The following is a 16680-nucleotide window of genomic DNA, read 5'->3' on the forward strand; positions in this document are numbered from 1 at the left end:
AGGGTAAGCGCTTAGGATAGGATCGTATGCTGTAGATTCTGTCGTTGCTGGGAGCGATCGCTTGCCTACCCTGGGAGTCAACATCGACCACATTGCCACCGTTCGTCAGGCCCGCCGCACGGTAGAGCCCGACCCGGTGGCCGCTGCGGTGCTGGCCGAGCTGGCGGGTGCCGACGGCATTACCGTACACCTGCGCGAAGACCGCCGCCACATGCAAGACCGCGACGTGCGCCTGCTGCGGCAGACCGTGCGCACCCACCTCAACCTGGAGATGGCTGCCACCGACGAAATGGTGGCGATCGCCCTCGATATCAAGCCCGACTACGTCACCCTGGTGCCCGAGCGGCGCGAAGAGGTGACGACCGAAGGCGGGCTAGATGTGGCAGGCCAAGGCGATCGCCTGAAAGCCGTAGTCAGCACCCTTCAGGGGGCCGACATCCCGGTCAGTCTGTTTATTGATGCGGCGGCAGACCAAATCGAAGCCTCGGCCCAGGTCGGGGCTCAGTTCATTGAGCTGCACACCGGCCCCTACGCCGAGGCCGAAACAGAGCGCGATCGCGACCAAGAACTCAGCATTCTCGCCCAGGGTACGGCCCAGGCGATCGCCCTGGGCCTGCGGGTCAACGCCGGTCACGGCCTCACCTACTGGAACACCGCCCCCGTCGCCCGCATTCCCGGCATGGAAGAACTCAACATCGGCCACAGCATTATCAGCCGCGCCGTTTTGGTCGGACTGGAACGCGCCGTCCGCGAGATGAAAGCCCTGATTTGAGGAAATGCAAAATTCAAAATTGAGAATTCAAAATTTTGAACTTTGAATTTTGAACTTTGCACTCCCTGCCCCCCTCACCTCCCTCATCTTTTTACAACAAAGGAGACTCCCCAGTGACCACCTACTACTACGCCGTTGCCAGCCAAAAATTTCTGCTCGAAGAAGAGCCCCTTGAAGAATGCCTCAAGGAGCGCCGCCGCTACTACCAGGAGCAGGAGCAGGAGGTAAATTTTTGGCTGGTCAAATCTCCCGCCTTTTTAGAAGCTCCAGAACTGGCTAGCGTCAAAGCTCGTTGCCCGCAGCCCTCGGTGGCGCTGGTATCGACTAGCAAGCAGTTTATTACCTGGGTGAAGCTGCGGTTTGAATACGTGGGCACCGGGGAGTTTGAAGCGCCCTCCGCCACAATTCCCGACCCGCTGGCCTCCCTAGATGCCGTTGCGTCTTAGCTCTAGACGGGTGACGCAGCGGGCGCAATTGCGATTAAAACCTAGAATCTCTGCCCAGCGATCGGTGGTTTAGGCTAGAATCGCTGGCAGACTTTGGCAGTGCGGTAAAGAAACCAATGGTAAAGGGTTTGAGACGGAGCAATAGAACGCGAGTACAGCTTTGGCAGCGGCAGGGTTTGAGGTCGGGGCCCGTTGTTCTGGGGTTGATGCTGGTACCTGTGCTGGGTTTCTGGAACCCGGCAAAAGCCCAGTTCCCGCCCTGTCCACCGCCCTCTGCCAATGAGTACCTGCTGCTGGTGCGCAGCAATACCGAGGCCGAGCGCGATCGCGTGCAAGATCTGCTGCCCTCCAACAGCACCGTCCTGGTCTGCGACTACCTCAACGATACGGTCGTGCGAGCTGGCGGCTTTACCAACCTAGAAAATGCTAACGCCTGGGCCCAGTACATGACCGAGGTAGAGGGGTTTCAGGCCTTTGTCGCCCGACCGGCTACCACCGCAGCTCAGCCCACGCCGCCAGCCAGCGGCACTCCGGCCAACGGCACTCCGGCCAATGAAACTCCAGCGAATGAGACTCCGGCCAATGGCGCTACCCCTCCTGCTGCGGGCACCCCCGGCAGTGGCAGCCCCGCCAACGGCACTCCGGTAGCTTCAGCGCCAACTGCCTATGCGCCCCAGCCCCTGGGCACGGGCTTTGCGGTGCTGGTCGACTATCAGTATCAGCCCGAATCGGCGATCGCAATTCAGCGCCAGGTGGGTCAGGCCGTGGGGCTAGCGGTGCACCGTCAGCGCTCGTACCTGCTGATTGCCCACAGCCCCGATGTCGATGGCGCGGCCTCAACCCTGTCGGTACTTACCAGCCTGAACATTCCTGCCTTCATCGTCGATAGCCAGGATGTGGTGATGCTGACCCCGGCGGTGGCGCTCACGGCTCAGTGAGGGCTAACACCCAATCCGATTTGCTAAACCCCCGACTCATAATCAGGAAACCCGTCGGGGCGTAGCATGCTACGCCCCTACAAATTTGGGGTACTCATTGGGAATTCCGTATAAAACCTTTGGCTTGAGCAGATATCCCAAGGGCAAACAGCCGTTTGCCCCTACGGGTGAGGCTTCAATAAGCCGGGGCCGCCAGGTAGGAGATCATCACACCTAAAATCGATCCGGCAATCACCTGAAACGGGGTGTGGCCCAGCAGTTCTTTGAGGCGGTCTTCGCGCAGCTCGGGCTTTTCCTGAAACAGTTCGTCAATAATTTGATTGAGTACCTTAGCCTGCATGCCCGCCGCCTGGCGCACCCCCGCCGCGTCGTACATAACAATGATTGAAAATACCGAGGTGGCGGCAAACAGAGGGCTTGACCAGCCCAGGGTTTGACCAACGCCGCAGGCCAGCGCCGTCACCAGGGCCGAGTGGGCGCTGGGCATGCCCCCTGTGCCCACCATGACTCGCAGGTTGAGCTTGCGGTGGCGCACCAGCTCGATAAAGGCCTTGAGCACCTGGGCCGTAAGGCAGGCAATCAGAGCCACAATCAGCACGTGGTTGTTGAGAATCTCGCTAATACTATCCATCGGCTCAGGCAACCCTAGGGCGTGTCATCAATTTAGTAGGTGCGCGCAACAATGTAATCTGCGATCGCTAGCAGGGGCAGGCGCAGGTCGCCAAATCCGGCCAGACTTTCTTTTGCGGCCTCAATTAGCTGATTGGCCTGGCGGCGCGATTCGTCTAGCCCCCACAGGCTAGGGTAGGTGACCTTCTGAGCGGTAATGTCTTTGCCCACTGACTTGCCCAAGGTTTCAGGGGTAGAGGTGATGTCGAGAATGTCATCGACAATTTGAAAGGCCAAACCTATGCGCTGGGCGTACTGGCGCAGATGCTCGACATCGGCATCGCTAGCTCCGGCCAGCATAGCCCCAGAGGTGACCGAAATTTCGAGCAGCGCCGCTGTCTTGTGGTTGTGGATGTAGGTCAGGGTGTCCAGCGTTACGTCTGGGTTACCCTCGCTGGCCAAATCGACAATTTGGCCCCCTACTAAGCCTTCGCCACCCACCGCTTTGCCCAGTCCGGCAATTACGCGCAGCATCTGTTCTGGGGCTGCTCCTCGGGTTTGGGTGGCCACGTGTTCAAAGGCGTAGGCCAGTAGGCCATCCCCGGCTAAAATCGCCACATCTTCGCCGTAGACCTTGTGGTTGGTGAGGCGGCCCCGCCGATAGTCGTCGTTATCCATGGCGGGCAAATCGTCATGGATGAGCGACATGGTGTGGATCATCTCCAGGGCGCAGGCGGTCGGCATAGCCATCTCTACGCTGCCGCCGGCCAGTTCGCAGCTGGCCAGGCAGAGAATCGGCCGCAGTCGCTTGCCCCCCGCCAGCAGCGAGTAGCGCATGGCTTCGTAGAGCGTTTCGGGGTAGCGCAGGGCCAGGGCCTGGTCAAGGGCGACCTCTACCCGCTGACGCTGCTCCGCCAGGTAGGCCTCCAGATCAAACTGGCCAGCAGATGAGGGTCTGGAATCGAGGGAGTTGGTTGGCACCATAGCAGCAACAGGCAGGTTGAGAATAGATGAACAACAGAGTTGAACGGAGACCGGGTTGAACGAACCAGTTTGAGCAGAATTGTCCGCTTGACAGGCCGCTTACTTTAGCCGCTTAAATTTAGGGCCTAGAGGCGGCTGCGGTAGCTAGTAACGGTGTTTTCGAGCAGCATGGCCACCGTCATGGGGCCAACGCCACCGGGCACCGGAGTAATGGCACCCGCCACTGGCTGCACCGAGGCAAAGTCGATATCGCCCACCAGTTGAGCTGACCCATCGGGTTGCTCGACCCGATTGATGCCCACATCAATCACCACGCTGTCGGGTTTGATATCGACAGCCGTAATCATACCGGGGCGACCCACTGCCGCCACTAGAATATCAGCTTGCCGCATCAGCGCGGGCAAATCGATGGTGCGAGAATGGGCCAGGGTAACGGTGGCGTTGGCCTCAGTTAGCATCAGGGCCATGGGCTTGCCCACTAGAATGCTGCGGCCAACCACCAGGACGTTGGCCCCCACCAGGTTGATGTTGGCGGCTTCTAGGAGGCGCATGACGCCATAGGGAGTGCAGCTGCGCAGGCCCGGTTCGCCGCGCACCAGTCGCCCCAAATTAACGGGGTGCAGCCCGTCGACGTCTTTATCGGGGTCGATGGTGTTGAGCAGGGCGACGGCATCGAGATGCTCAGGCAGGGGCAGCTGCACTAAAATGCCGTCGACATTGGGGTCGGCATTGAGCTGCTGAAGCAGGGCGGCAACCTCGGCCTGGGTGACGGTGGCGGGCAGGTGTTTGCCGTAGGAGGCAATGCCGACCCGGCTGCAGGCCCGCTCTTTGTTACGCACGTAGGCGGCACTGGCAGGGTTGTCGCCCACCATTACCACTGCCAGCCCCGGGGGACGATAGCCCTGGTCGGCAAGGGACTTAATCTCCTGCGCTAGCTGAGATTGAATTTGATTGGCAAGAGCTTTGCCGTCGAGCAGTAGGGTCATGGCCGGGTGCGCTAACCTGGATCTCGGATATCTCAAACAAGAGGGTATCGGTGTCCCGCAGCCAGGTTTGGCCGAAGCCGAGGATTCCGACGCTTTCCAGTGTCTCAGATTTTGCTCCTCTGTTGCGCCCCTCTGTTGGCTTCTTAGAAGCCTTTCTACGGGGCCAACGCGCAGGTAAGGGTTGTAATCTCACTCCTATGAAAGGTTCGATGATCGACTTAAACCGCTGGTTTACCCGCTACGGCATGGCTGGGGGTGGGGTTGGCCTGGCTCTGGTGGCGATGACCAGCTGCGGGGCCAGTCTTGATGCGACGGTAGACTACGGGCTGCGCGATCGCCTTAGCACCTGGCCTGGCCTAGCCTGGCTCGACCCCATTACCCCTATCGCTGAGGTCAGCCAAAATCAGCCGTCTACGGTGTATTTGGCGGGCACCGTAGAGCGGCAGCTGCCCCTGGTAAGCCAGGGACTTTACGAGCTGGTGGATGAGTCGGGAGCCATTTGGGTGATCAGCAGCGAGGCACCGCCCGCTGTCGGCACCGCGATCGCCATTCGGGCCACCATTCAGTACAAGCAGATTTTGCTGCAGGGCCAGGACATTGGCCAGCACTATGCCGAAGAACTAGAGCGCCTGCCTCAGGAATAGCCCCTAAACAGCCCGCTAAAACTGGGGAAATTTCCAGAATCGCCCAATGGCGTTCTTTCTCCGTTGCAGGGGCATGGAAAATGGTAGTCTCTTAGAAATGCTGTGTATAGACATTCACACTGGTAGGAGAGGATTAGGGTAAATGAAACAACTGGTTGGCCTACTCGTTGCGCTGGCAGTGCTGTTGGGTTGGGTGAGTAGCCCGGCTGTGGCGCAGCCTATCTCTGGGGCAGACCTCTTTAGCGCCCCCTTTGAGGCCATGGCCTGGCTGGCAGAAGCCCCGCCGCAGAATGCGGTCGATGCCAAACTGAAGACAGAGTACGGCGCTAAGCTCGACCTGAACAACGCCAACGTGCAGGGCTTTAGAAAGTTTCCGGGCCTGTACCCAACCCTGGCGCGTAAAATTCTGCTCAATGCGCCCTACGAGAGCGTAGACGACGTTCTGGATCTGCCTGGCCTGAGCGAGCAGCAGCTCGACATTCTAAAGGCAAACCTCGATAACTTCACCGTTACTGTGCCCGATTCCGCTTTTGTAGAAGGCGGCGATCGCTTTAACAACGGCGTTTACAAGTAGGCAACGGGTCATCGGTCTGCCCATGTCCCCTGGCCCTGGCCGGTCAAGTTGACCCTATTGGTCAACAACGACTGGCCGGGGCTTTTGAGTATTCAAGACTGTTCAACGGTTGTATTCAACGCTCTACACCACCCTTTGTACCCTAGTTGGGAGTCGCCCTTGACCAAACCTGATCTAGCCTCAGCCCAGAGCAACCGCTTTGACGTGTTGGTGATTGGGGGAGGGGCCGCCGGACTGTACGCTGCGCTGTCGATTCCTCCCCGGTGGCGGATTGGGCTGGTAACCAAAGATACCCTGTCAATTTCGGCCAGCGATTGGGCCCAGGGCGGCATTGCCGCCGCGATCGGAGCTGACGATGCGGTGTCGCTGCACGTGGCCGATACCCTGGTGGCCGGGGCCGGGCTGTGCGATCCCAAAGCGGTGGAGCACCTGGCTAGCCACGCCTCTGAATGTATTAAGCGGCTAGTCGATTTGGGGGTGGCCTTCGATCGCAGCGAAGGGCAGCTGGCCATGACCTTAGAAGCGGCCCACTCGCGGCGGCGCGTGCTCCACGCCGCCGATACCACTGGCCGAGCGATCGTGTCGATACTGGCGGAGGCGGTGCTGCAGCAGCCCAATATCACCGTTTTTGAGCAGGCCTTTGCCCTCGACCTGTGGCTAGAGGCAGGGCGGTGCCGGGGCGCTCTGGTGGTGCACAATGGGCGGCTGTGCTGGCTGTCGGCCCAGGCCACGGTGCTGGCCACGGGCGGCGGCGGCCAGGTCTACGCCCAAACCACCAACCCGGCTGCCAGCACGGGTGACGGGGTGGCGATGGCCTGGCGGGCCGGGGCACAGCTGCGCGATTTGGAGTTTGTACAGTTTCACCCCACCTCCCTAGCTCAGCCGGGGGCACCGCCCTTTTTAATCAGCGAGGCGGTGCGCGGCGAGGGTGCCCATCTGGTGGATGGCCGGGGCGATCGCTTTGCCTTTGAGTACCACCCCGACGGCGAGCTGGCCCCGCGCGATGTGGTCAGTCGGGCGATTTTTCATCACCTGCAAAAGACGGGCGATCGCCAGGTATGGCTCGATTTGCGCTCTATCCCGCGCGATCGCGTGCAGTATCGCTTTCCCAATATTTTGCAGGTGTGCCGCCACTGGGGCTGCGACCCACTGAGCGAGCCTGTGCCCGTGGCCCCCGCTGCCCACTACTGGATGGGGGGCATCACCACCGATATCCACAGCCAGACCTCAGTTCCAGGTCTCTACGCGGTGGGCGAAAACGCCAGCACAGGAGTACACGGAGCCAACCGACTGGCCAGCAATTCACTGCTGGAGTGCCTAGTCTACGGCGCTGAGCTGGCCCATCTGCCCCTAGAGCCCGCCGTTCTAGACTCGCCAGAGCCCCCGGCAACGTTAGAAGCGACAGCCCTGAACTGGTCAGAATCCGCCGAGGGGGCTTGGGCCGCCGTGCAGGGGCAGCGGCAGCAGCTGACCCAGCTGATGTGGGATGCCGCCGCCATCAGCCGCCACCAGGCCGGGCTTGAGGAGGCGATCGCTACCCTCAGCCAGTGGCGCACCGAGTGGCAACAGCACTCCCTTCGGGCGCTGCACAGTTTGCCGACGGGCACCGTTCACGCTCTCCCTGAAACGCTAGACTGGCCGCTGGTGCGGGCTTGGGGCGAGCTGCACAATCTGCACGATATTGCCTGGCTAATTCTCAACAGCGCCGCCTTTCGCACCGAGAGCCGAGGCGGCCACTTTCGCCAAGACTATCCCCACACCAGCGCCGATTGGCAGGTGCATACGGTAGTTGAGGGCGATCGCTGGGCAAAATCTCCGACCATTCAGGCCTAGCCCTACGGCAATTTTGGATTTTGGGTTATGGAAGGGTGAAATCCTTAGACAGTGGATTGCGGCCAGGCCCAGGTTAACGGTTCTTCCCAAGGGATTTTGCGGCCTAATGCACCCTACAAAACTGATTTTGAACTTTGAATTTTGAACTTTTCCCCTCACCCTCCCATCTACCTCCGCCGAGCCGATCGCCGCTTCAGCCTGGGCTTACGCTGCGTTTTGCCCCGCTTTCCCCGAGTCGCTTTTCGCTTGATTGCTGACGAGAGCCAGTCGGTGACGTAGTGGCTGAGGGCACCCAGCTCTAACCCAACTACCAGGGCCAGCCACCAGGGCCAGTAGGTTAGCAATACCCAGCTCAGGCCCTCGGCCAGATCGCCCCAGCTCAGGGCCGTACGCTGAGACCCGTTGAGCACATCGACGAGGATCAGGCCGCCCAAACTGAGCCAGAGCGACAGGTACAGCACCCGCCCCACGGTACCGATAATTGGCCCGTGCGACCAGTGCGATCGATGGCGGATTTTGCCCCGGTAGGGTAGCCAGATCCACCGCAGCCAGCCCCAGCGCTTGTACTGCACCGAGTGAATATCGAGGTCGGGGCCGAGCATCCAGCCGCCCAGCATAAACCCCAGGCAAACCACCGCCGTCAGCCAGCCGTCAAGAGTGACGCGCAGGGCGACTAAGACCACCAGCGGTAAGGCCCAGAGGGTAATGCGATCGTGGGTGCGGCCTGAGGACATGGCACAGGTGTACCAGGGTTTGGGCCTGCTGGCAAGGGGTTTTGACCCAGGCTAACGCCTCCCACAGCGCGATTTGAAGCAGCAAAGCAGGCTGATGACGGCTGACATTCACTACAATCAGCTCTAAGCAGGCGGTTTTGACCAAGCTCCTGATCAAATAATGAATTTCTGTCACGGTTAGTCTGTCCTTTCAGCTCACAACTCCCCTATGCTGATCCAGTCGCCCACTTTGCAGCTTGATTTTGTCCGCCAATACTTCCCTTCGCTGGCGGGCGACTGGGTCTTTTTTGACAATGCGGGCGGCTCGCAAATTCTTCGGCCCGTCGTCGATCGCATTACTGAATTTCTCTACGAGTCGAATGTGCAGCTAGGGGCCTCCTACGCGGTGTCTCAGCGGGCAACGGAACGGGTGGCGGCGGGCAGCAAGGCGATGGCCCAGTTCATCAACGCGGCTGACCCAGCGGAGGTGATTTTGGGTTCCAGCACCTCGGCCTTACTGCGAATACTGGCCCAGTGCTTTCGGCCCACGCTAGAGCCGGGCGATGAGATTGTCGTTACCAATGCCGACCACGAGGCCAACATTAGCCCCTGGACGGAGTTGGAGCGCGACGGCGTTGTGATCAAAACCTGGCGGGTGAACCCCACCACCTTTGATCTAGAGCTGGCCGATCTGGAGGCGCTGCTGACGCCGCGCACGCGGTTGGTGGCGGTAACCCACGCGTCGAATGTGCTGGGCAGCATTAATCCGGTGCGGGCGATCGCCGATCTGGTCCACGCCCACGAAGCGCTGCTGTGCGTCGATGGCGTCGCCTTTGCCCCCCACCGCCGCGTGGATGTGCAGGCGCTGGATGTCGATTTCTACACGTTTAGTCTGTACAAGGTGTACGGCCCTCACCAGGCGCTGCTCTACGGCAAAAAAGAGCTGCTGCTGGCGCTGCCGGGCTACAACCATTACTTTATTGACGATGCGGCAATTCCCTACAAGTTTCAGCCGGGGGGCAGCAGCTACGAGCTGAGCTACAGCCTCACCGCCATCCCTGAGTATTTTGAGGCGCTAGCCCAGCACCACGGCCCTGCCGGCGGCGATTCGATCGAGCGCGCCTTTGACCTGATTCAAACGCACGAAGGGGTACTGAACCAACGGCTGCTGTCGTTTTTGCGCGATCGGCCCAAGGTGAGAATTATTGGCCGAGATACGGCTGACCCGACTCAGCGAGTTTCCACCATTTCGTTTGTGGTGGAGGATATGAGCAGCGATCAAGTACCGCCCTATCTAGACGCTCACAATATTGGCATTCGCTACGGACATTTCTACGCGCTGCGGCTGATCGAAGATTTAGGACTGCTGCCCAACCAGGGCGTGGTGCGAGTCAGCATGGTGCACTACAACACGGTTGAAGAGTGCGATCGCCTGATTGAGAAGCTAGCGGAGATTTTGTAGAGTCTCCAACTCCAAGCTGAATTTTATCCCTGAGTAGGTGGGTGCCAGCCAAACCCAATCCAGATTGAGCGGGCTGTAACAATGTTGTCGTGCTGGAATGGGCAGCTCTGCAAAGGCAGGAATTTTTTCACCCCGCCAGCGAAGGAGTGACTAGGCATAGGCTTTACGCAGCATCAAATGATCGGCGAGTTGCCTGAGAGTAAACAGTTCTTCTCGTTCTGCTTGGGTAAGTTGACCGGCTTCGTTTTTTTGCAGCAGTTCAATGCGGCGATCGCGCTGTGCTGGTTCGGTCAGGGCTTGGGCGATCGCATGTAGCTCCTCCACACTCAGCCCCTGCATACCCAGCAGCTCGGTCTGCAATTCTGGCGGTGCATTATCGACAGAGGGCGGTAGGTTGCTCAGCACGCTCTGTGCCACAAGAGCCTCGATCGGCTGGTGAGTAGCCGCCGCAATTCACATTAGTTGACGCATCACCGGCTCTGGTAGCTCAATGGTAATTTGCTGGGTGCTCATGGCAACAGGTGAAGCGCAACTATGGTCGTATTTTAAGCTGGACCTCAGAATCATTTATGATCCTGAGCCGTAAACATTTACTTCTCCAGGCGCACCACGTACCACTGCATGGTTTCGCCGGGGGATAGCTCTAGTTCGCAGGCGGTGTCGCGCAGGTGCTGGGCCTGTTCAGCGACGGTGCTGAAGCGCTGGAGGTCGCGGGGCAGGTCGAGCTGGCGATTTTCTACTGGAGAGGCTGCGCCAACGCGCAGTATCTCGGTCAGCCGCTCTAGCAGCTCCTCGGGGGTGAGACATTCCTCTGCTGCGCCGGGCATCAGCACAACGAACATCTCTTCCTGATACATCATGGCGTCGGGCATGGGCAAAACCTTAAAGAAACCTAGTTTGATCGTAAACGCCCTGGTCCCCTTCGCGGTCTTTAGGGTACGTTTAGTGAATGCTCTGGCATCCGCCTAAAGAGCACGGGTGCAACCACTCTTAATATTGAGAATTTAATACTGTGAATTTCCGTGGGAAGCTGGCCGATCTTTTGGATCCGATGGTAGGATAAGTTGGTATTCACCTAAATCCCGACCGAGTTACCGGGGAATTTGTGGATTAACCCTGCCCGTGCCTTAGGGGAACAGGCCGCTCTGGCGGTACCGTTGCCTGGGGCTTTTTGTTTAGTCGGTTATTTGCCTGCCGCTATGGTTCAGACTCCTATTAAATCTACGCCTGCTTCCTCTGCCCCTGGGCCGACTCCCTCCAAGGTAGAAGTCCTCAAAGAAAACAGTCACTTTTTGCGCGAGCCCGTGGCCAGCGAGCTACTGCAAGACACCAATCACTTTTCTGAATCGGCAATTCAAATTCTTAAGTTTCACGGCTCTTACCAGCAAGATAACCGCGACAATCGCGCCAAGGGCCAAGAAAAGGACTATCAAATGATGCTGCGGACCCGCAACCCCGGCGGGTACCTTTCACCAGAGCTGTATCTCACCCTCGATCGCCTGTCCGACGAGTACGGCAACGGCACCTTGCGGGCCACCACTCGCCAGGGTATTCAGCTGCACGGGGTGCTAAAGCAAAACCTGAAGGCCAGCATTGCCGCCATTGTGCGCAGTCTGGGCTCTACCCTGGGGGCCTGCGGCGACCTCAACCGCAACGTAATGGCACCGCCCGCCCCCTACAAAAATCGGCCTGAGTACCAGCTGGCTCAGGAATACGCCAACAACATCGCCGACCTGCTGCGGCCCCAAACCGAGGCCTACTACGAGATCTGGCTGGATGGCGAGAAGTTTGTCTCCGCCGAAGAGCACCCCGACGTGGTGGCGGCCCGCCAGCGCAACGGCAACGGCACCATCGTTCATAACAGCAGCGAAGAGCCAATCTACGGTACCTACTACATGCCGCGCAAGTTTAAGTGCGCGGTGACGGTGCCCGGCGACAACTCCATCGATGCCTACACCCACGATGTCACCCTGGTGGTGATGACCGACCGGGCGGGGCAGCTAAAGGGCTTTAACGTGCTGGCCGGGGGTGGCCTGGGCCGCACCCACAACAAAGAGGAAACCTTTGCCCGCGTGGCCGATGAAATTGGCTACGTCGATAAGGCCGACGTCTACGACCTGATGAAGGCGATCGTGGCGACCCAGCGCGACTATGGCGATCGCCACAACCGCCGCCACGCCCGCATGAAGTACCTGATCAATGACTGGGGCGTAGAGCGCTTTCGCCAGCAGGTGGAGACCTACCTGGGCAAGCCGCTCAAGCCTTTCAAAAGGTTGCCCAAGTGGACTTTCTACGACTACCTGGGCTGGCACGAGCAGGGCGACGGCAACTGGTTTGTGGGCGTGCCCGTGGAGAATGGCCGCATCCTCGATCGCCAGGGGCTACAGCTCAAAACCGCGCTGAAGGAGATCGTGCAGCGCTTTAACCTGCCCATGCTGATCACCCCTAACCAGAGCGTGCTGTTCTACGAGGTGAAGCCCGCCGACAAAGACGAAATTCAGGCCATTCTCACCCGCCACGGCGTGGTCAAAGAGACTGAGCTAGACCCCCTGGTGCGCTACGCCATGGCCTGCCCTGCCCTGCCCCTGTGCGGCCTGGCGGTGACTGAGAGCGAGCGAATTATGCCCACGGTGCTGGGGCGTCTGCGGGGGCTGCTGACTAAGCTGGGTCTACAAGACGAGCACTTCGTGGTGCGCATGACCGGCTGCCCCAACGGCTGCGCCCGCCCCTACATGGCCGAACTGGGCTTTGTGGGCAGCGCCCCCGAGTCGTACCAGCTATGGCTGGGTGGCTCGCCCAACCAGACCCGGCTGGCCCGTCCCTACCTGGAGCGCCTCCACGATAACGATCTGGAGCTGACCCTGGAGCCGCTGTTTGTGTTCTTTCGCGACGGGCGCAAGAAGGGCGAAAGCTTTGGCGATTTCTGCGATCGCGTGGGGTTTGAGGCGCTGCGCCAGTTTGCGGCCACCTACAACTCCGAGCAGTACCAGCCTCGCCATACTAAGGAAGGGCGGCACCGGCTGAGCATCTCCCACGACCTGTTTATGACCCTACAGTCTACCGCCGACAAAGAGGGGCGGCCCATGGCCCAGGTGATGGCCGATGCCCTGGCGGTTTACCTACAACGGCCAGGCATCTAGAGTCTGGACGCAAAAGAGTCTCATGCAAAAAGGGGGATGGATCGATTGATCCATCCCCCTTTTAGATTGATTAGATTTAGCGCTAAGTCGGGTGCCTGTTGGGGTGTACCAGCAAAACTGGCTGATAACTCCAGGCACCCAACCCCTGAATTAACTAGCCCACGGGGTTGCTGCGATCGGGCAGTACCCACAGCAGCATGGGGCAAACAACCACCGTCATCACGGTGACAGCAGCAATGATTTCGAGTCCGGCAACAAGAGCAGTATCCATAATAGGGTTCGCCTCCCAAGGCAAAAGTGGTTGAGGCGCGTTCCTTCGAGAGAGGGTCTCTACTTCCGTCCTGTCTAACTTCGGTAGCGTTCTGAGGGGGGCAGACAGGATGAACGGTATCGTTTTCTGTGTTTACTATTACAGTTTAACGTATTTTTTCGGGGGCAACAACGTTCGAATAATTCGGTAAGAACCGGTGCTAAGCTTGACTGCCACCGTCTCCACTTGGCAGGGGCTATGCCGAACGAAGAGTCCCGCTGTATTGCCGGTTTTGCCGCTCTTGAGCCAGCGCGATCGCGACTATTTGAACAGACCATTAACCAAGTTTTGGCAGCTTGTATGAGAGCTGCTCATGGTGAGATGAAAGCTGCTTTTTGCAGCCCTCAACGCGCTTTTCTACTATTAAGAGGTGGCAAAACCACCAGACCTTTCTACCGAGCTTTTGTGCCTGGAGATCTACAATGACCCTAATTAACACCTGGACAATTCAAAAACTAGCTAAGCTGGGTCTTTGGCTAACGAGCGCTTTTGGTCTTAGCGTTAATATTCCTCAAGCCGCTGCCAAGAGCGACACCTGGACTCCCGATACTCTGGCCAACTTTGGGTTAGAAATGAGCAAAGGGTTTGGTACCGGACTTTAGGTTAGCCACGCCTCAGCGCAATCCTTCGACCAGACATGATACGGTCCCTGCTGTTGTAACCGACGGCAGGGCTTTTTTTGCCGTAGCTATGGCTAGTGGCAAGCCCCGAATTGAAGGTTGGGTGGCACGCTAGCGGAACTCAACAAAGCTTACTGCCGTTGGGGTTTCTCCTCCGAGACACTGCGCGAACCCTTCGTTGCACCCAGCCTAGGCAGACCCCAATTTTAGCTTCGACGCTGCACTAGGTCTTTTTCACGCCAATTTCTGGAAGGCTAGTTGTTCCGAGGCGGGTTTCGAACGCATCGTGAACGACAGCCTTGGCAGGGCTGACCGTCACTGAGCCCAGCGATTTGAGCACGTCTAAGAAGGCGTAGATGGCTGGGGTGTGCAGCCCATTGGCCAGTACGGCGGCCCCAATGATTCGCACCAGGGGTTTGGGCAGGTCGAACACCTGTACTTGCTCTGGGATGGGTTCGGCGGCCAGGCGGGGCAGAATGGTTGCCCCTAGCCCCTGGGCAACCAGGTTGACGATGGTGGTGTCAGTCTCAACCTCTGAGACTACGTTGAGGTGGTAGCCGTGGGCCTGGGCATGGTCGTAGACGTCGCGCATCATGATGCGATCGGCGGGGGGCATAATCAGCGGGTGCTGGGCGACCTCGGCCCAGGTGATCTGTGGCCCAGCGGCTTTAAAGTCGGGGGGGAAGAGGGCTACGTAGGCGTTTTCGAGCACTTCCCAGGTGTCGAAGTCATCGGCGGCGGGCAGTAGGGTAAAGCCAATGTCGGCTCGGCCCTCGCGCAGGGTTCTTTCGACCTGGAGGTAGTCGTCGTGCTCGCTGAGGTTGACGGCGATGTTGGGGTGGCGCTGCTTAAACTGCGCGATCGCGGTGGGCAGCAGGTGAATGGCAATGCTGCGAAAGGAGGCAATGCGCACTTGGCCTCCCTGCAACCCTCGGGCCAGCTCGGCTTCTCGGGCGATCGCCTCGGCCTGCTGCAAAATAATGCGGGCGTGGCTAACAATGCGATCGCCTACCGGAGTCAGCCGCGCCCCGTATCGCCCTCGCGAAAACAGCACCACCCCCAGGTGATCTTCCAGCGCCGAAATGCTGTGGCTCACCGCCGACTGCGACAGGTCGAGGTTGAGGGCAGCCTCGCTAAAGGTTTCCTGCTCAGCTACGGCCACTAAAATTCGCAGCTGAGACAGTTTCATCTGATTTTGATGGTTATCTCTCATCTCGCCCAGATTTAGAGGCAGTGATTCGGCTTTATGAGCCTACAGCAGGTTGACGGCCAAAACCGCTCATAGACGACATCAGGTACAGCGCTGGTCAAGTCGCCTTGAGTGCGTCATTAATTCTGATCGAAAAACTTGAGAGAACCGCTTTCCCTGAGCCGTGGACCGTGTCGCTCATCCTCTCCTCACCGGACGTTCAGATTTAAATCAGGGGATTCTCACGTCGGCCCCCCATGATGGCGACAAGCCTTAACCGCTTGCCCACTATTGGAGATGACTTCTATGAAAAACCTGATGTTTGCAGCTTTGACACTTGGCGCAACGGCGCTGGCGCTGGGCACCAGCATGACTCCCTCGACCGCCAGTCTGCCTACCCTTTTAACGGGGGCCGTGGTTTCGGCGGCAACGCTGGCCCAGACCCCAGGGCAGTTTGTCACTGTAGACCAAGACCACGCCACCACCGGCACCGCTGCTCTGGTCACCGCTAACGGGCAGCAGTACCTAGAGTTTGATGCTGCCTTTGATACAGCGCGCGGCCCCGCCGTTGAGGTGATTTTGTACAAAGGCGCAGCGGTGCCGGTCAACATCGCCGAAGGCGACTACGTTACTCTCGCCCCCCTACAAAGCTTTTCTGGAGCGCAGCGGTACCTGATTCCTGCTGGTGTCAACCTCGACGACTATCAAACTGTAGGCATTTGGTGTCGCCAGTTCAACGTCACCTTTGGCTATGCGCCGATCTAGTCAGTCGGTAGATAGAATCTGCAGATTCTATCTACCGACTGACTATGCTGATGTCTCCCCCTGTAAAGATGTAGCGCGAGCGGCCATCGTTTTAGAGTGAAGCGTTGACATTGGATAGCTTTATGGCTTCTGAACGCACAACTGAAATCAATGAGAAATCTACTAACGACCTGTTTCAGCGCTACCAAGCGCTGTCCGTAGACGACAAACTGGCGTTGCTCTACTACCTCTACGAGGCAATGGGCGACTCAATCACTCCGGCCGCGCCCGAAGCCGCCGATCCTGAACTGGCTGAGCCGTTGGTTAAGGGGCTATTCAATCTTTCAGAGGACGAACAGCTAGAGGCCATGCGCAGCGTGGTGCGCAAAGAGCACAGCGATACATCGGAGCGCTACGGCGGCCTCAGCGCCAACAACCAGCTGCTGGTGTGGTACGGCTGGGCCCAGGCCATGGGCAAACAAATTGTGGGTATGCCCAGCGACTACCAGGCCGAAGGCCCAGTGAGTGAGATTCTCTCTGCCATTAAGGGAATGGAGTTTCAGTCGCAGATTTCGCTACTGCGCGAAGCCGCCACCCAGATGGGCTTTAGCAATGTCACCGCCCCCCCTCCCCTGGCCGAAACTGGCGTAACCGACAGCTTGTAGAAAGCATGTGGCCCCGGCATCTTTGAAGGATCGGGGCCGCAGTAGAACCTT

The 16680-nt window shown here is 58.9% G+C and carries 18 protein-coding genes and 1 riboswitch; of the genes, 11 read left to right on the plus strand and 7 right to left on the minus strand.

What is annotated here, in order from left to right; translation table 11 throughout:
* Window positions 1-61: 61 nt before the first annotated feature.
* The 3 genes from IQ265_RS15050 (at window position 62) to IQ265_RS15060 (ending at window position 2156) form a co-directional block, all read left to right on the plus strand.
* Complete coding sequence (locus IQ265_RS15050; protein ID WP_194054990.1) at window positions 62-772, plus strand: pyridoxine 5'-phosphate synthase; 711 nt, start codon at window positions 62-64, stop codon at window positions 770-772.
* A 113-nt stretch (window positions 773-885) separates the two neighbouring features.
* Window positions 886-1218, plus strand: coding sequence for an MgPME-cyclase complex family protein (locus IQ265_RS15055; protein ID WP_194054999.1), 333 nt, complete (start codon window positions 886-888; stop codon window positions 1216-1218).
* 206 nt (window positions 1219-1424) lie between these two features.
* A complete protein-coding gene (locus IQ265_RS15060; RefSeq protein WP_194055001.1) occupies window positions 1425-2156 on the plus strand; it encodes a hypothetical protein in 732 nt (243 codons plus the stop codon).
* Between the two features lie 175 nt (window positions 2157-2331).
* On the opposite strand, the gene IQ265_RS15065 is transcribed toward IQ265_RS15060, so the two are convergent.
* The 3 genes from IQ265_RS15065 to folD form a co-directional block, all read right to left on the minus strand.
* The gene (locus IQ265_RS15065; protein ID WP_194055003.1) at window positions 2332-2787 is read right to left on the minus strand and encodes a divergent PAP2 family protein; all 456 of its coding nucleotides are present in this window, start codon (window positions 2785-2787) and stop codon (window positions 2332-2334) included.
* Window positions 2788-2819: 32 nt separating this feature from the next.
* Entirely contained in the window at window positions 2820-3749 is a 930-nt protein-coding gene (crtE, locus tag IQ265_RS15070) for a geranylgeranyl diphosphate synthase CrtE (RefSeq protein ID WP_194055005.1), read from the minus strand.
* A gap of 125 nt (window positions 3750-3874) precedes the next feature.
* Window positions 3875-4735, minus strand: a complete 861-nt coding sequence (gene folD, locus IQ265_RS15075) for a bifunctional methylenetetrahydrofolate dehydrogenase/methenyltetrahydrofolate cyclohydrolase FolD (protein WP_194055007.1) — start codon at window positions 4733-4735, stop codon at window positions 3875-3877.
* 197 nt (window positions 4736-4932) lie between these two features.
* Between folD and IQ265_RS15080 the strand changes: the two genes are divergently transcribed.
* From IQ265_RS15080 to nadB, 3 genes are all read left to right on the plus strand, one after another.
* Entirely contained in the window at window positions 4933-5379 is a 447-nt protein-coding gene (locus IQ265_RS15080) for a hypothetical protein (protein ID WP_194055009.1), read from the plus strand.
* A 142-nt stretch (window positions 5380-5521) separates the two neighbouring features.
* Window positions 5522-5953, plus strand: coding sequence for a photosystem II complex extrinsic protein PsbU (gene psbU, locus IQ265_RS15085; RefSeq protein WP_194055011.1), 432 nt, complete (start codon window positions 5522-5524; stop codon window positions 5951-5953).
* Window positions 5954-6112: 159 nt separating this feature from the next.
* Window positions 6113-7786 carry an L-aspartate oxidase gene (nadB, locus tag IQ265_RS15090; RefSeq protein WP_194055012.1) on the plus strand — a complete coding sequence of 558 codons (1674 nt, stop codon included), beginning with the start codon at window positions 6113-6115 and terminating at the stop codon, window positions 7784-7786.
* Between the two features lie 167 nt (window positions 7787-7953).
* On the opposite strand, the gene IQ265_RS15095 is transcribed toward nadB, so the two are convergent.
* A complete protein-coding gene (locus IQ265_RS15095) occupies window positions 7954-8520 on the minus strand; it encodes a metal-binding protein (RefSeq protein ID WP_194055013.1) in 567 nt (188 codons plus the stop codon).
* A gap of 208 nt (window positions 8521-8728) precedes the next feature.
* On the opposite strand from IQ265_RS15095, the gene IQ265_RS15100 reads away from it, so the two are divergent.
* Window positions 8729-9961 (plus strand): cysteine desulfurase-like protein, encoded by a 1233-nt coding sequence (locus IQ265_RS15100; RefSeq protein ID WP_194055014.1) that lies wholly within the window; start codon window positions 8729-8731, stop codon window positions 9959-9961.
* A 150-nt stretch (window positions 9962-10111) separates the two neighbouring features.
* Here IQ265_RS15100 and IQ265_RS15105 read toward each other — a convergent pair whose 3' ends face one another.
* Both IQ265_RS15105 and IQ265_RS15110 read right to left on the minus strand, forming a co-directional pair.
* Complete coding sequence (locus IQ265_RS15105) at window positions 10112-10378, minus strand: hypothetical protein (protein WP_228037930.1); 267 nt, start codon at window positions 10376-10378, stop codon at window positions 10112-10114.
* 173 nt (window positions 10379-10551) lie between these two features.
* Window positions 10552-10833, minus strand: a complete 282-nt coding sequence (locus IQ265_RS15110; RefSeq protein ID WP_194055015.1) for a chlororespiratory reduction protein 7 — start codon at window positions 10831-10833, stop codon at window positions 10552-10554.
* Window positions 10834-11160: 327 nt separating this feature from the next.
* Between IQ265_RS15110 and sir the strand changes: the two genes are divergently transcribed.
* Both sir and IQ265_RS15120 read left to right on the plus strand, forming a co-directional pair.
* Entirely contained in the window at window positions 11161-13101 is a 1941-nt protein-coding gene (gene sir / locus IQ265_RS15115) for a sulfite reductase, ferredoxin dependent (protein ID WP_194055016.1), read from the plus strand.
* Window positions 13102-13406: 305 nt separating this feature from the next.
* Window positions 13407-13490, minus strand: a riboswitch (Glutamine riboswitch).
* Between the two features lie 343 nt (window positions 13491-13833).
* Window positions 13834-14013 (plus strand): hypothetical protein, encoded by a 180-nt coding sequence (locus tag IQ265_RS15120; protein ID WP_194055017.1) that lies wholly within the window; start codon window positions 13834-13836, stop codon window positions 14011-14013.
* A 241-nt stretch (window positions 14014-14254) separates the two neighbouring features.
* Here the strand turns inward: IQ265_RS15120 and IQ265_RS15125 are convergent, their stop codons facing one another.
* Window positions 14255-15220 (minus strand): LysR family transcriptional regulator, encoded by a 966-nt coding sequence (locus IQ265_RS15125; protein ID WP_194055018.1) that lies wholly within the window; start codon window positions 15218-15220, stop codon window positions 14255-14257.
* 306 nt (window positions 15221-15526) lie between these two features.
* On the opposite strand from IQ265_RS15125, the gene IQ265_RS15130 reads away from it, so the two are divergent.
* Together IQ265_RS15130 and IQ265_RS15135 are read left to right on the plus strand one after the other, a co-directional pair.
* Window positions 15527-15985, plus strand: a complete 459-nt coding sequence (locus IQ265_RS15130; RefSeq protein ID WP_194055020.1) for a DM13 domain-containing protein — start codon at window positions 15527-15529, stop codon at window positions 15983-15985.
* 122 nt (window positions 15986-16107) lie between these two features.
* Window positions 16108-16629, plus strand: a complete 522-nt coding sequence (locus IQ265_RS15135; protein WP_194055022.1) for an orange carotenoid protein N-terminal domain-containing protein — start codon at window positions 16108-16110, stop codon at window positions 16627-16629.
* Window positions 16630-16680: the final 51 nt, after the last annotated feature.

This window comes from Nodosilinea sp. LEGE 06152 (assembly GCF_015207525.1).
GTDB lineage: Bacteria > Cyanobacteriota > Cyanobacteriia > Phormidesmidales > Phormidesmidaceae > Nodosilinea.